The sequence below is a fragment of the Amycolatopsis sp. NPDC114504 genome (assembly GCF_055633595.1).
In genome coordinates, this window is the sequence record NZ_JBVKDU010000006.1 from 362,045 (window position 1) to 375,611 (window position 13,567).

At 72.7% G+C, this 13,567-nt stretch carries 11 protein-coding genes; 4 read left to right on the plus strand and 7 right to left on the minus strand.

The features are described from left to right. Positions 1–8: 8 nt before the first annotated feature. On the plus strand, positions 9–1,790 hold the full coding sequence (locus tag ACZ7PG_RS43495; RefSeq protein ID WP_470245059.1) for a hypothetical protein: 1,782 nt from the start codon (positions 9–11) through the stop codon (positions 1,788–1,790). Here the strand turns inward: ACZ7PG_RS43495 and ACZ7PG_RS43500 are convergent. The 4 genes from ACZ7PG_RS43500 to ACZ7PG_RS43515 form a co-directional block, all read right to left on the minus strand. Continuing rightward, complete coding sequence (locus tag ACZ7PG_RS43500; RefSeq protein ID WP_470245060.1) at positions 1,787–2,911, minus strand: FAD-dependent oxidoreductase; 1,125 nt, start codon at positions 2,909–2,911, stop codon at positions 1,787–1,789. The two genes, ACZ7PG_RS43495 and ACZ7PG_RS43500, sit on opposite strands and share 4 nt — an antisense overlap. A gap of 95 nt (positions 2,912–3,006) precedes the next feature. After that, positions 3,007–4,329: an aminotransferase-like domain-containing protein gene (locus ACZ7PG_RS43505; RefSeq protein WP_470245688.1), complete on the minus strand. Its 1,323-nt coding sequence runs from the start codon at positions 4,327–4,329 to the stop codon at positions 3,007–3,009. 150 nt (positions 4,330–4,479) lie between these two features. After that, a complete protein-coding gene (locus ACZ7PG_RS43510; protein WP_470245061.1) occupies positions 4,480–5,715 on the minus strand; it encodes an NAD(P)/FAD-dependent oxidoreductase in 1,236 nt (411 codons plus the stop codon). Next, a complete protein-coding gene (locus ACZ7PG_RS43515) occupies positions 5,712–7,037 on the minus strand; it encodes an MFS transporter (RefSeq protein ID WP_470245062.1) in 1,326 nt (441 codons plus the stop codon). The genes ACZ7PG_RS43510 and ACZ7PG_RS43515 overlap by 4 nt, the downstream gene beginning before the upstream one ends. Positions 7,038–7,162: 125 nt before the next feature. Here ACZ7PG_RS43515 and ACZ7PG_RS43520 point away from each other — a divergent pair, with 125 nt between their 5' ends. Further along, positions 7,163–8,296, plus strand: coding sequence for a CdaR family transcriptional regulator (locus ACZ7PG_RS43520; RefSeq protein WP_470245063.1), 1,134 nt, complete (start codon positions 7,163–7,165; stop codon positions 8,294–8,296). Then, complete coding sequence (locus ACZ7PG_RS43525; RefSeq protein WP_470245064.1) at positions 8,293–8,949, plus strand: O-methyltransferase; 657 nt, start codon at positions 8,293–8,295, stop codon at positions 8,947–8,949. Before ACZ7PG_RS43520 ends, ACZ7PG_RS43525 begins: the two co-directional genes overlap by 4 nt. Before the next feature lies 1 nt (position 8,950). Here the strand turns inward: ACZ7PG_RS43525 and ACZ7PG_RS43530 are convergent, their stop codons facing one another. Both ACZ7PG_RS43530 and ACZ7PG_RS43535 read right to left on the minus strand, forming a co-directional pair. Beyond that, positions 8,951–10,864 (minus strand): transglycosylase domain-containing protein, encoded by a 1,914-nt coding sequence (locus ACZ7PG_RS43530; RefSeq protein WP_470245065.1) that lies wholly within the window; start codon positions 10,862–10,864, stop codon positions 8,951–8,953. A gap of 232 nt (positions 10,865–11,096) precedes the next feature. Next, on the minus strand, positions 11,097–11,822 hold the full coding sequence (locus ACZ7PG_RS43535) for a FadR/GntR family transcriptional regulator (protein WP_470245066.1): 726 nt from the start codon (positions 11,820–11,822) through the stop codon (positions 11,097–11,099). A 191-nt stretch (positions 11,823–12,013) separates the two neighbouring features. Between ACZ7PG_RS43535 and ACZ7PG_RS43540 the strand changes: the two genes are divergently transcribed. After that, the gene (locus ACZ7PG_RS43540) at positions 12,014–12,190 is read left to right on the plus strand and encodes a hypothetical protein (RefSeq protein WP_470245067.1); all 177 of its coding nucleotides are present in this window, start codon (positions 12,014–12,016) and stop codon (positions 12,188–12,190) included. 5 nt (positions 12,191–12,195) lie between these two features. Here the strand turns inward: ACZ7PG_RS43540 and ACZ7PG_RS43545 are convergent, their stop codons facing one another. Next, positions 12,196–13,563, minus strand: coding sequence for an L-serine ammonia-lyase (locus tag ACZ7PG_RS43545; RefSeq protein WP_470245068.1), 1,368 nt, complete (start codon positions 13,561–13,563; stop codon positions 12,196–12,198). Positions 13,564–13,567: the final 4 nt, after the last annotated feature.

Sequence of the window (13,567 nt, forward strand, 5' to 3'; positions counted from 1 at the left end):
GGGCAGGCGTGGACGTGGCGAGTCCGGCGCGCGTCGCCGCGCCGGAGCCCGTGCCCGCGAAACGCGCCCGGCCGCTGCTGCGGTGGGGCATCCACGCCGGCTGGGTGGTGCTGCTGGCGCTGGCCACCGAACTGCGCGTCGGCCGCTTCGGGTTCCATCCCTCCGACCAGGGCTTCATCCTCGCGCAGGCGTGGCGCGTGCTCCACGGCGAAGTCCCGCACGCCGACATCATCTCCGCCCGCCCGCTCGGGTCCGCGGTGCTGCACGTCGTCGACTTCGCCCTGCCGATGCCGCTGTTCTTCGGGTCGAGCTTCCTCTCGATGATCGAGATCATCGTCGCCACCATCGCCTTCGCCGCGCTCGTCACCCGTCGCCGGGTGCTCGACTGGGGCCCGGGCATGACCGCGATGGTCGCGGCGGCGTCGCTGATCAACCTCAACGCCTTCCCGCTGATGGCCTGGCACACCGTCGACGGCATCGCGCTCACCGCGTGCGGCGCCTGGGCGCTCGACGCCGGTCTGAGCGGAAACCGCGCGCTCGCCCGGCGCGGCGGGCTGGTGCTGCTCGGCTGCGCGGTGTTCGTCAAGCAGAGCTTCGCCCTCGCCGCGGTGATCGGCGTCCTGTGGCTGCTGCTGCACCCGGCCACCCGCGCGGGGACCCGGCGCGTGCTGCGGGTGCTGCTCGACCTCCTCGCGCTCGGCGCGCCCGGGCTCGCCTACGTGGCGTGGGTGAGCCTCGGCGGCGGGTTCCCCGAGATGGTCGACCAGCTGACCGGCGGCGTGCCCGCGTACGGCCAGCGGCTGCTCGGGCTCTGGCTGGAAGACCCCGAGGTGCTGACGCAGGCACCGTTCCGGGAGCTGACCTTCTTCGCCGCGATCGCCGTGGTGCTGCTGGCCGTCCGGCTGCCCGGCGACCGGCTCGGCGCGGCCGGGCGAGCCGCGTCCTGGGTGCTCGTGCTCGCCGGCGCGGCGGCGATCGTCTGGACGGTCGTCGACGGCCGGTTCACCGGCTCCTCGCGCTGGGCGGACGTCCTGTGGTGGATCGTCGCGGTCAGCGTGCCGGTGAACGCGGCCGTGCGGCGGAAGGTGCCGTGGGCCGGGCTGCTCGTGCTCGCCACGGGCTTCATGACCAGCCTGTCGTGGGGCAACGACACACCGACGCTGCTCACCGGCACGCTCGCCCTGACCGCGTTGCTGCTGCTCAGCCACGTCGTCCCGGCGCGGCCGCGGCTGGCGCGGCGCTGGGTGACCGCGACGGCGGGCGTCACGGCGGTGGCGGTGTGCGGCTGGGTCGTCGTCGCGCAGCACGACCAGGCGGCCTACCTCGACCTCGGGCACGACCGGCTGACCGAGGACCTCGGCGACGTCAGCCCGGCGATGGCGGGCATCCGCACGAACCCCTCGACGCACACGTTCGTCCGGCAGATCCGCGACTGCCTGGACCGCTTCCCGGCCGCCCGGACGGCGATCCTGCCGGACAGCCCGTTCGCCTACCCGGCGTTCGGCCTGCGCAACCCGTTCCCGCTGGAGTGGCCGCTGCCGCTGGAGATCGTCGGCGACGCGCCCGAGCGGATGCTCGCGACGGCGGACCAGCTCAACCGCGAGGGCGGTTACCTGGTGCTGTTCGAGACGGATTCCATCCGGATGCTCGCGACGGGCGGCCCGGTGCCGGAGTCGATCCCGGTGGACACGCCGGTGTTCGACTACCTGGGCCTGGAGAAGGCGATCCAGAGCCGGCTCACCGGGCGCGCCGTCACCTGCGGCAGCTTCGTCGGGAAGTACGCGCCCTAGTTCCGCTCGCCCCGGACCAGCTCGAGCAGGCTCTCCGGGACGTCGTCGCCGAACAGGCTCTCGAGCAGGACGGCGTCGTCCACGGGCGTCGCGCTGCGGACGAACATGGCCTCCTCGTACGCGGCGATGGCGCCCTCGACGTCGCCCGGGTGCGCGGCGAGGGCCTGCCCCAGCTCCGCGCCGTCGAGCATGGCCAGGTTGGCGCCTTCGCCGTTCGGAGCCGTGAGGTGCGCGGCGTCGCCGACGAGGGTCACGCCCGGCACGCGGGCCCACCGGAGCCCGATCGGCAACGTGTAGTGCGGGCGCAGGACCGGGTCGGTGTCGCCGTCGGTGATCAGCGCCGTGAGCTCCGGGGCCCAGCCGTCGAACTCCGCGGCGATCCGCGCGGCGGCCGCGGCGGGGTCGGTGAAGTCGATGGCGGCAAACCAGTCCAGCGACCGGGATAGCGCCACGTACGTGTGCACGGTGTCGCCGCTTTCCCGGTGGGCGTTGATCCCGTCGTCGGGCGAGCCGCCGTGCGCGACCATCGACCCGCCGCCGACTGCCGCCGCGGTGGCCGGGTGCTTCGCGACGGCGTCGAACAGGTAGGTCTCGACGAACGCCGTGCCCTCGTACTCCGGCGTGGCGTCGGTGAGCAGCGACCGGACCTTCGACCAGGCACCGTCGGCTCCGACCAGCAGGCTGGTGACGACGGTGCTGCCGTCGGTGAAGGTGACCTCGTGGCAGCCGTCGTCGAGCGTGCGGACGCCACCGACCTTGTGCCCCCACCGGACGGTGCCTTCGGGGAGCGCGTCGAGCAGCAGCTGCCGCAGCTCGCCGCGCTGCACCTCGGGACGGCCGCCGGTGCCGTCGTCGACCTTCTCGTACACGAGGTTCCCGTCCTGGTCGAGGATCCGCATCGCCTGGCGGCCGTCCAGGACGAGACCGCGGAACTCGTCCACCAGGCCGGCGGCTTCGACGGCGAGCTGCCCGTTGTAGTCGTGGATGTCGAGCATCCCGCCCTGCGTGCGCGCCATCGGGGACGGCTCGGCCTCGTGGACCGTGACCGGGATGCCGTGGACGTGCAGCACCCGGGCCAGGGTGAGGCCGCCGAGCCCGGCGCCGATGATCGTGACGTTCATGGATGCTCCTTCGGTTCGTTTCGCGACGACCGAAGAGTGGCGCGGGTCCCTGGTGCGGGCCGCACACCGCACTGGCACCCCGCTGGCACCCGCTGTCAGTCGGCCAGCAGGTCGTCCGGGCTGCCGTTCGCCAGCGCGGCGAGGACGTCGAGGGCCGCGGCCAGCGTCTCCACCGGCGGGGCCGAAACCGCGATGCGCACGGCGTTCGGCGCGTGGCCCGGCAGCACCGCGAACGCCGCGGCCGGGGACAGGGCGATGCCGCGACGGCCCGCCGCCGCGACGAACGTCTCCGCCCGCCACCGCTCCGGCAGCTCCCACCAGCGGTGGTACGACGCCGCATCGCCCCGCAGCCCGGGCAGCTTCGCCTCGACCACCGTCGCCCGCGTAGCGGCGTCACGGCGCTTCGCGGCTTCGACGTCGGCGAGGGTGCCCGTCACGATCCACTGCGTCGCCGCTTCGACGGCGAAGCGCGACGCGGCCCAGGCGCCCGACCGCACCGACGACGCCAGCCGCGCGGTCCAGGCCGGCGGCGTCACCAGGAATCCCGCGGTCAGGCCGGGTGCGACGCGCTTGGAGAGGCTGTCGACGAAGACCGTCCGCTCCGGCGCGTACGCGGCGAACGGCCGGACGTCGTCGCGCAGGAACGTGTAGATGCCGTCCTCGATCACCGGCAGGTCCAGCCGGGCGACGACGGCGGCCAGCTCTTCGCAGCGCTTCGGCGGCATCGTCGTGCCGAGCGGGTTGTGCAGGGTCGGCTGGACGTACAGCGCGCGCACCGGCCCGGCCGCGACGAGGGCGTCCGGGACGAGGCCGTGCTCGTCGGTCTCGATCGGCACCAGCTCGACGCCGAGCCTCGACGCGACGGCCTTGACCACGGGGTAGGTGAGCGACTCGACCGCGAGCCGCTCCCCCACCGGCACGAAGGCGGCGATCGCGGCCGCGATGGCCTGCCTGCCGTTGCCGGTGAACAGGAGCGTCGCGGGGTCCGGCCGCCAGTCGCCGCGGGTGAGGAGCGTGGCCGCGGCTTCGCGGGCGGTGGGGGTGCCCGCGGCGCCGATCGGGTGCAGGGCCGCGGTCAGGACGTCGTCGCGCAGCAGGGGTTGGAGCGCTTTCGCGAGCCGTGCGCTTTGGTCGGGCAGGACGGCGAAGTTGAGCTCGAGGTCGACGCGGGCGTCCCCCGGCTCGGCCAGCGCCGGTTCCGGCGGCGGCTTCGCGGCCCGGACGAAGGTGCCGCGCCCGACCTCGCCGACGGCCAGGCCGCGCCGGACGAGCTCGCCGTAGACGCGGGCGGCGGTGGAGTTCGCGAGCCCGCGCTGCCGCGCGAAGCGGCGTTGGGGCGGGAGCCGATCACCGGGGCGGAGGCGGCCGGCCTCGATGTCGGCGGCGAGGGCGTCCGCGACGACGCGGTAGTCGTCCATTCCCACCTTCGCTTCCCGCCGGAACGCCGTCGTGGCCATGATCCCAGCCCACCGGATCGGCGCAGCTCAGGGGGGTCGTGAGTGAGAAACAGGGTTAGAACACTGTTTCTCACTCACGACAAGCCGCGGCAGACCCACCGCGCCGGCCGTTCACCGCGCCCGGCGCGAGAGGCGAGCCGGGTCGAGGGCCGCGGCCAGCTCCGGGTCCGGCGAGCCCGTCACGAAGTCCGTCACCAGCCGGCCTGTCGCCGGGCCGAGCATCAGGCCCAGCATGTTGTGCCCCGACGCCAGCAGCACCCGGTCGTGCCCGGGGAGGCGCCCCACCGCCGGGAGGCCGTCCGGGGTCAGCACCCGCGCGCCGACCCACTCGTCCTGGCGGCCGGCCCAGTCCGCCGACCGGAGGTAGCCCGAGGCCGCCGCCACGATCGCCTGGACGCGGCGCGGGTGGAACGCTTCCGGGTCCGCGTCGAACTCCATCGTGCCCGCCACCCGGACCCGCTTGCCCATCGGCGTCAGCACCACCCGCGCGTCGCCCAGGTGCACCACCTGCCGGGGCACCGGGTCCGCGTCCACCGAGAAGCTGTACCCCTTGCCGGGGAACAGGTCCGTCCGCACGCCCAGTGCCCGGCACAGCTCCCGCGACCACACGCCGGCCGCCACCACCGTGACGTCGGCGTCGAAGTCGCCCACCGTCGTCCGGACGCGGGTGCCGCCGCCGCGCTCGCCCACCGACGTCACCCGCGCTCCCTCCACAATGGACACGCCGAGCGCGCGCAGCCGGCGGACCAGCCGGTCGACGAACAGCGACGGGTCCACCGACCACTGCTCCCGCACCAGGAACCCGGCCCGCGCGGCCGGGCCCAGCGCCGGCTCCAGCGCAGCCAGGTCACCGGCGGACAGCACCGGCTCGACCGGAGCCCCGATGTCCCGCTGCCCTTCCCACGCCGCCCGCGCCGAGGCATCGGAAGCGAAGGCGAACACGAAACCGGACTTCACGGCGTCGCCGTCGACGCCCGCCGCTTCCAGCTCGCCGAACAGCCCGAACGTGCCGCGCGCCAGCCGGGCCAGGGTCCGGACGCCGGCGGTGTACCGGCGACGCGAGGTGTTGAGCCCGAACCGCAGGAGGAACCGCGCCAGGGACGCGTCCAACCGGGGCCGCACGTACAGCGCGCTGTCCGGCCGGGGCAGTCCCCGCAGCGCCGGGCCGATGACGCCGGGCGCGGGCAGCGGCGTCACGAGGTCCGGGCAGATCTCGCCCGCGTTCCCCCGTGACGCGCCGCCGCCGACGCGACCGCGTTCCAAGACCGTCACCGTCGCTCCGGCCGAGGCCAGGTAGTAGGCGCTGCAGAGGCCGATGAGCCCGCCGCCGGCGATCGTCACCTTCACGCCGCACTCGATTCCGCCAGGGTCATGCCCTTGGTCTCCGGCGCCAGCCACAGCGACGACACCAGCCCGGCCACGGCGATCAGGCCGCCCACGAGCATCGCCAGGCGCGTGCTCTGCGCCAGCAGCAGCGGCGCGCCGTACGTGCCGATCGCCGCGCCGATCCGGCTGACCCCGGTGGCGAAGCCGTTCGCCGTCGCGCGGACGCCGGTCGGGAACAGCTCCGACGGGTAGATCGCCTGCAGGCACTGGCTGGAGAACGACGCGACGCCGAACACCGCGAACAGCAGGATCACCAGCCACGTCGACGGGTGCCCGAGGATCCCCAGCAGGAACAACGGGATCGCGGCGATCCCGAAGCTCCACAGCAGCAGCTTCCGGCGGCCGCGGTTCACCACGAGCGCACCCGAAAGCGAGCCGAGCACGAAGAAGATCTGGATGACGACCGCGCCGAAGTAGGACGCGTTGCCTTCGGCGAGGCCGAGCGAGTGCAGGATCGTCGGCTGGTACGTCGTGATCGCGTAGATCGGCAGCAGCTGGCACGCCCAGAAGAGGCAGACGAACACCGTGCGCTTGCGGTACGCCCCGCGGAAGATGTCGCCGTAGCGCGTCTTCGACCCCGTGTCGGCCTCGATGTCGGAGAAGTCGGCGTCCGGGCCGAGCATCTTCCGCAGCACGGCGTGCGCCTCTTCGGTCCGGCCCTTGCTCAGCAGCCAGCGCGGCGACTCCGGGGTCCCGATGCGCAACGCGAGGATCACCAGTGCCGGGATCGCGCTGCTCGCGAGCATCCAGCGCCACGCGTCGCCGCCCAGCGAGAGCATCGCCCAGCCCGCGACGTACGCGGTCGCGGCGCCGACCGACCACATCGTCACCAGCACCACCAGCAACGGCCCGCGCGACTTCTGCGGCGCGAACTCCGAGGCGATCGTGGCCGCGATGGCGAAGTCGGCGCCGATCGCGATACCCATCAGGAAGCGCAGCGCCGTCAGCTGTCCCGGGTCGGTGGCGAAGAACTGCAGCGCCGACAGCAGGATGAACGCCGCGATGTCGGCGAGGTAGACCTTCTGCCGCCCGACGCGGTCGGTCACGTACCCGAAGATCAGGCCGCCGACGAACATCCCGACGAGCGAAGCCGAACCGAGCAGCCCGGCCGCCGAGCCGCTCAGGTGGAACGCGCCGGTCACCAGCGGCAGTGCGACGCCGATGATCGACAGGATGTAGCCGTCGCAGAACTCGCCGCCGCCGGCGTACATCGTGATGAGCCAGTGGGTCTTCGTCGGCCTGCTGTGTTCGAGGGACTGCCGCTCCGGCGAGGTTGCCTTCATGGTCCGCTCCCGGGGTTTCGGGGGTCTGGTTGGCAGGTGACGCTAGACACATCGATCGCGACGGTCATCGGACGAACCATCCGAAGTATCACCCCATCCGGCGACTGGCGTTGTACGGTTCGTCCATGGCTGATCCACAACTGACGCCCGCGCTCGCCCAGGAGATCGCCGGCGAGACGAGCGCCGTGATCGGCCTGAACGTGCTCATCACCGACGTCGAGGGCGTGGTCATCGGCAGCGGCGACGTCTCGCGCGTCGGCAGCGTCCACGAAGCGTCCCTGGAGGTCCTGCGCACGCTCGAAGCCGCGGAGCACTCCGCCGAGCGGGCCCGCGCGCTCCACGGCGTGCGGCCCGGGATCACGCTGCCGATCGTCATCGACGGGACGGCGGTCGGCACGGTCGGCCTCACCGGCGCGCCCCGGCACGTCCGCCCGTTCGGCCTGGTCGTGCGGCGCCAGACGGAGATCCTGCTGCGCGAGGCGATCGGCCTCGAGTCGCGGTTGCTCGGCGAGCGGGCCCGCCACGACCTGGTGCGCGACCTCGCGTTCTTCGACGCCGACGTCGTCGAGCCCGCCGCGATCGCCGCCCGCGCCGGCGAGCTCGGGCTGGACCTGCGTCTGCCGCGCGTCGCGGTGCTCGTCGAGGTGCGCGGCACGCCTGCCGCGTCACCGCTGCGGGCGATCCGCGACGCGTTCCCGCAGGACCTGGTCGCCGAGATGACCGCGAGCCGCTTCGCGGTGCTGCACCACCCGCGGCACCCGGGCGAGACAGCGCGGCGGTGCGCCCGGCTCGTCGCGGAGCTGCGCGACCGGTACGGGCTGGCCGCGCACACCGGGTCCGGTACTCCGGCCACGGACGTGCCGGGGCTGCACGCGTCCTATGTGGACGCCGCCGCCGCGGTGCGGCTCGGCCCGCTGCGCCACCCCGCGGAGTCCGTCTTCGCCATCGAGGCGCTGCGGACCGAGCAACTGCTGGAGACGACCGCACACCAGGCCCGCGACCGGTTCGCCGCCGGGCAGCTCGGCGCGCTGCGGACCGACCCGGCGTGGGAGGCGCTGTCCGAGACGGTGCTCGCGTGGGTCGAGCACGGCCTGAACCTGGTGCACACCGCGGCGGCGCTGCACATCCACCGCAACACGCTGCTGCACCGGCTGGCGAAGATCACGGATCTGACCGGACGCCCGGTGCGCGACGCCACCGCCGCTGTCCCCCTGTATCTGGCTTGTCTGGCGGCTAGATTGGCGGTGGAGGTGTCATGACCGACAAGACCTGGGCCGAAGTCGACGAATACTTCACCGGCGCGCTGCTGGCGCCCGATCCGGTGCTCGACGACGCGCTCGCCGACTCGGCCGCCGCCGGGCTGCCGCGCATCGCCGTCGCCCCCAACCAGGGCAAGCTGCTGAACCTGCTGGCCCGCCAGGCCGGGGCCCGGTCGATCCTGGAGATCGGCACGCTCGGCGGGTACAGCACGATCTGGCTGGCCCGCGCGCTGCCGGCCGGCGGCAAGCTGGTGACCTGCGAATACGAGCGCAAGCACGCCGAAGTCGCGCGGGCCAACCTGGCGCGGGCGGGCTTCGGCGAGGACGTCGTCGACATCCGCGTCGGCGCCGCGCTCGACACGCTGCCGGCGCTGAGCGGCCCGTTCGACTTCATCTTCGTCGACGCCGACAAGAACAACTCCGCGAACTACGTGCGCGCGGCGCTGGAGCTTTCGCGGCCGGGCACGACGATCGTCGTCGACAACGTCGTCCGCCAAGGCCGCGTGACCGACGCCGCGAGCACCGACCCGGACGTCGTGGGCGTGCGCGAGATGTTCGCCCTCCTCGCCGCCGAGCCGCGGCTGGACGCGACCGCCGTCCAGACCGTGGGCAGCAAGGGGCACGACGGGTTCGTGCTGGCCCTGGTCCGCTGACTCAGCGCGGCGGCCGCACCACCGGTGGCGGGCCCGGGGTCGCCATCCGGGCCGGCACGCCCTGGTGCGCCGCCGCCATGAACCCGCGCCAGATGTCGGCCGGGACGACGTCGCCGGTGAGCTTCGCGCCGTTCGCGTCCTTCAGCAGCCGTTCGTCGTCGGAGCCGACCCAGACCGCGGTCGCCAGCCGCGGGGTGTAGCCGACGGCCCAGGCGTCCTGGTTGTCCGGGCTGCTGCCGTGCTCGGCCTCGCCGGTGCGCAGCGCGGTCCCGGTGCCGTCCGTCAGCGTGCCCGTGACGTCCCGGGCGATGCGGCGGCTTTCGTCGCCGTCTTCGTCAAACGCGGGGCGCGCGGTGTCGGTGTGCTCCCAGACGACCGCGCCGCTCTCGTCGCGCACCTTCGCCACCAGGTGCGGGGTGGTGCGGCGGCCGTCCGCGGCGAAGGTCGCGTAGGCGCCGGCCATGTCCATCGGCCGCAGCGGGTACCGGCCGATGGCGATGCCCGGCCCGATGAGGAAGCCGTCCTTCTCCCGCATCGTCGGGGTGCCGTCGACGGTCTCGGGGATGCCGGCCTGCCGCGCGGCGTCGCTCAGCGCGTCCGGGCCGAGCTTCTTCGCCAGTGCGATGAACGGGCCGTCGGCGTGCGCCTGCATCGCGGTGCGCGGGGTGCACTTGAGGCCGCAGACTTCCGGGTACTTGAACTTCTCGCCGAGGAACTCCTGCTCTTCGGGCGCCGGGACCGGGACGTCGGGGCCGTAGCCGCGGCGCAGGGCGGCGGCGAGGGTGAACGGGTAGAACGCCGAACCGGCCGCGTGCGGGGTGCTCGCGTAGTCGCGGACGCCCTGGTCGCCACCCTGGTAGACGCGGACGGCGCCGGTCTTCGGGTCGACGGCGACGACCGCGCCGCGGAACTCCTTCGGCTCGCCCTTCAGCCTGTCCTGCAACGCCTTCTTCGCGGCGTCCTGCATGCCGCGGTCCAGGGTCGTCTCGACGGTCATGTTGCCCTGCTGGAGCCGGCCGAGCGGGAAGCCGTCCTGTTCGAGCTCGGCGAGGACCTGCTGCTTGATGTGGAACTCGTCGTAGGTGACGCGACCCGCGCGGGTCTCCGACGGCGCCTGGATCTCACCGCCGGGGTAGGCCATCGGTTCGGCGGGCTTCACGTAACCGCGGGCGACGAGCTTGTCGTGCACGTACTGCCAGCGCCGGGCGGCGTGGGCGTCGCCGGACGCGGCCGGGTCGTGCACCGACGGCGACTGGATCATCCCGGCGAGGAAGGCGGCTTCGCTCCACGTCATCGAGTCGTCGAGCTTCTTGCCGAAGTAGGCGTTCATCGCGGCGGCGGGCCCGAACGTGCCGCGGCCGAAGGAGATGATGTTGACGTAGCTTTCGAAGATCTGTTCCTTGCTCTGTTCCTGGGTGATCTTCGTGGAGAGGACCAGCTCGGCGAACTTGCGGCCGATCGTGGCGTCGTCGTCGCCGGTGGACTTCTTGATGTACTGCTGGGTGATCCCGGACCCGCCGCCGACACCGGTGAGGAACGCGCGGCCGATGCCGGTCGGGTCGAAGCCCTGGTTGTCCCAGAAGGTCGGGTCTTCGGTGGCGATGATGGCGTCCCGCAGCTTCTCGGGAACCTGCGTGTAGGGCACGAAGGTCCGATCGCCGTCGGCCGGGATGACCTTGAACATCTCTGACCCGTCGGAGTACTTGAGCACTACGGTCTTGTCGAGCCCGGCGAGGACCTCTTGCGGGCTGCGGACGTCGAGCACGAGGTAGGCGACCCAGAAGGCGATCAGCGGGACACCGACGAGCAGCCCGAAGCTCCAGCAGCCGACCCGCCGGATCCGCCGCCACCGCCGTCGGCGCGGGGTGTCCGGTCGCTCTTCCTGTTCGTCTATTTCCTCGCTCGCCAAGGTCACGAATGGATGACGGCCGACCGGGTGAGGAGGTTCTGTGGAGAACTAACGAGGTTGTTCGAATCCTGTCAAGACGGGTTCACGCCAGGAGCGAGGCCGTCCCGCGGGACAGGTAGCGGATGGCCTCGCCGCGGTCATCCTCGCCGACGAAGCGATCGCTGGACTATCGGCCCGGGTCACCGAACTCGCAGTCGACCACTTCACCGCGGCCAGGCGCGACGGCCCCAAGACAGGCTCACGCCAGGAACGCGCGCAGGAGTGAGGCCGTGCCCTCGATGTGCTCCGCCATGGCCTGGCGGGCCGCGGGGGCGTCGCCGGCCAGTATCGCGTCGACGATTGCCTCGTGCTGGGCGTTCGAGTGGTCGAGGTTGGGCGGGAGCAGGGGGATCCGGTCGAGCAGCTGGTTGACGCGGGAGCGGGCGTCGGCCATCGCCGTGGTCAGGGAGCCGGATGCCGTCACCTCCGCGATCGCGAGGTGCAGGCGGGAGTCCTTGCGGCGGTAGTCGTCGAGGCCCGCGCTCGCGGCCTCGGCGAGCGTGCCGGTGAGGTGCTGGCGGTCGGCCGGGCTCAGCGAGCGGGCGGCGGCCATCTCCGCGGCGCCCGTTTCGAGGACGTACCGGATGCACAGCGCGTCTTCCAGCGCGACCGGTTCGACCTTGTCTTCGGGTGACCGTTCCGACGGTCCGGGGAGGGTGTCGTTCACGAACGTGCCGCCGTAGCGCCCCCGCCGTGACTCGACGTAACCGGCGTCGGAGAGGGCCCGGATGGCTTCGCGGAGCGTGACGCGGCTGACCCCGAGCCGCTCGGCGAGCTCACGCTCCGACGGCAGCCGTTCCCCCGCACCGACCACGCCGAGGCGGATGGCCTGGAGCAGCCGCTCGACGGTCTCCTCGAAGGCGTTGCCCGCGCGGACCGGCCGGAACAGCGCTTCACCGGCATTCACCACCGAGGTCGGTTCCATCCCCCGAGTTTAGGCCGCACCGCGTGGATCACCCCGGCGCGGCGCACCTTCGGAGTGGCCACGGCCGGTCGCTGTCGGTGACAATGTCGTTCGCCCGCGGAAAAACCGGTGGAAGCGGACGGCCACGGTCGGCGACGATGACACCACCGACACCGAACATCGACGCAGGGGGCGATCCGGTGCATTTTCTGATGGCCGAAGATCTGGTCCACGAGCGGGAGAACGAGCTGCGCCACGGAGTGCGCAGCCACCCACCAGGCCGGGCGACGCCGAGCCGCAGTCCGGGAACGAGAAAACAGCAGCTGGGCTGGCGCCTGGTGGAGGTGGGCTTGAAGCTGGCAGTGGAGGACGAAGACCGGCGGACCTGACCCCGTCAGCACTCGATGACGTTCACCGCCAGCCCGCCGCGGGCGGTCTCCTTGTACTTCACGCTCATGTCCGCGCCCGTCTCGCGCATCGTCTTGATCGCCTTGTCCAGGGTCACCACGTGGCTTCCGTCGCCGCGCATCGCCATGCGGGCCGCGTGGATCGCCTTCGACGCTCCCACCGCGTTGCGCTCGATGCACGGGATCTGGACCAGGCCGCCGACCGGATCACAGGTGAGCCCGAGGTGGTGTTCCACCCCGATCTCCGCCGCGTTCTCCACCTGGGCCGGGGAGCCGCCGAGGACCTCCGTCAGGCCCGCCGCCGCCATCGCCGACGCCGAGCCGACCTCGCCCTGGCACCCCACCTCGGCGCCCGAGATCGAGCCCGTCTGCTTGAGGATCGAGCCGATCGCGCCCGCCGTGAGCAGGAACGTCACGATCCCGTCGTCGGTCGAGTGCCGGATGAACCGCTGGTAGTAGTGCAGCACGGCCGGGATGATCCCGGCGGCGCCGTTGGTCGGCGCGGTGACCACCCGGCCGCCCGCGGCGTTCTCCTCGTTCACCGCCAGCGCGTACAGGCTCACCCAGTCCATCGCGTACAACGGGTCGCCGACGCCGTCCTCGGCCAGCAGCTTCTCGTGCAGCGCCTTGGCCCGGCGCGGCACCTTCAGCCCGCCCGGCAGGACGCCTTCGTGGCCGCAACCGTTGCGGACGCACTCGGCCATGACCGCCCAGATCGCGAGGAGCCCGTCGCGCACCTCCTCGCGCGTACGCCAGGACAGCTCGTTCGCCAGCATGATCTCGCTCATCGGCAGCCCGGTCGACGCGCAGTGCGCCAGCAGGTCCGCGCCGGTGCGGAACGGGTACGGCACCGGCGTCGAATCCTCGACGAACACCGCGTCCGTCTCGTACGACTCGTCGCGGACGAAGCCGCCGCCGACCGAGTAGTACGTCCGCTCGCGCAGCAGCGCGCCCGACGCGTCGAACGCGCGGAAGATCATGCCGTTCGGGTGCGCCGGCAACGACTTGCGCCGGTGCATGGTGAGGTCGTTGTCCTCGTCGAACGCGATCTCGTGCGTGCCGGCGAGCAGCAGCCGGCCGGACTCGCGGATCGCCGCGATGCGCGCCGGGACGGTGTCCGTGTCGATCTCTTCCGGACGCGAGCCCGAAAGCCCGAGCAGGACGGCTTTGTCGCTGCCGTGGCCGAAGCCGGTCGCGCCGAGCGAGCCGAACAGCTCGGCCTGGACGCGTGCCGTACGCCCGAGATCGTCGCCGAGACCGTCCACAAAGGTCCGTGCCGCCCGCATCGGCCCGACGGTGTGGGAGCTCGACGGGCCGATGCCGATGGAAAACAGGTCGAAGACGCTGATCGCCATTGAT

Bases quoted from the DNA above. Each gene is read 5' to 3' on its own strand.
- ACZ7PG_RS43515 (WP_470245062.1), bottom strand. From the start codon at position 7,037: ATGAAGGCAACCTCGCCGGAGCGGCAGTCCCTCGAACACAGCAGGCCG.
- ACZ7PG_RS43500 (WP_470245060.1), bottom strand. From the start codon at position 2,911: ATGAACGTCACGATCATCGGCGCCGGGCTCGGCGGCCTCACCCTGGCC.
- ACZ7PG_RS43540 (WP_470245067.1), top strand. From the start codon at position 12,014: ATGGCCGAAGATCTGGTCCACGAGCGGGAGAACGAGCTGCGCCACGGA.
- ACZ7PG_RS43525 (WP_470245064.1), top strand. From the start codon at position 8,293: ATGACCGACAAGACCTGGGCCGAAGTCGACGAATACTTCACCGGCGCG.
- ACZ7PG_RS43545 (WP_470245068.1), bottom strand. From the start codon at position 13,563: ATGGCGATCAGCGTCTTCGACCTGTTTTCCATCGGCATCGGCCCGTCG.
- ACZ7PG_RS43535 (WP_470245066.1), bottom strand. From the start codon at position 11,822: ATGGAACCGACCTCGGTGGTGAATGCCGGTGAAGCGCTGTTCCGGCCG.
- ACZ7PG_RS43520 (WP_470245063.1), top strand. From the start codon at position 7,163: ATGGCTGATCCACAACTGACGCCCGCGCTCGCCCAGGAGATCGCCGGC.
- ACZ7PG_RS43505 (WP_470245688.1), bottom strand. From the start codon at position 4,329: ATGGACGACTACCGCGTCGTCGCGGACGCCCTCGCCGCCGACATCGAG.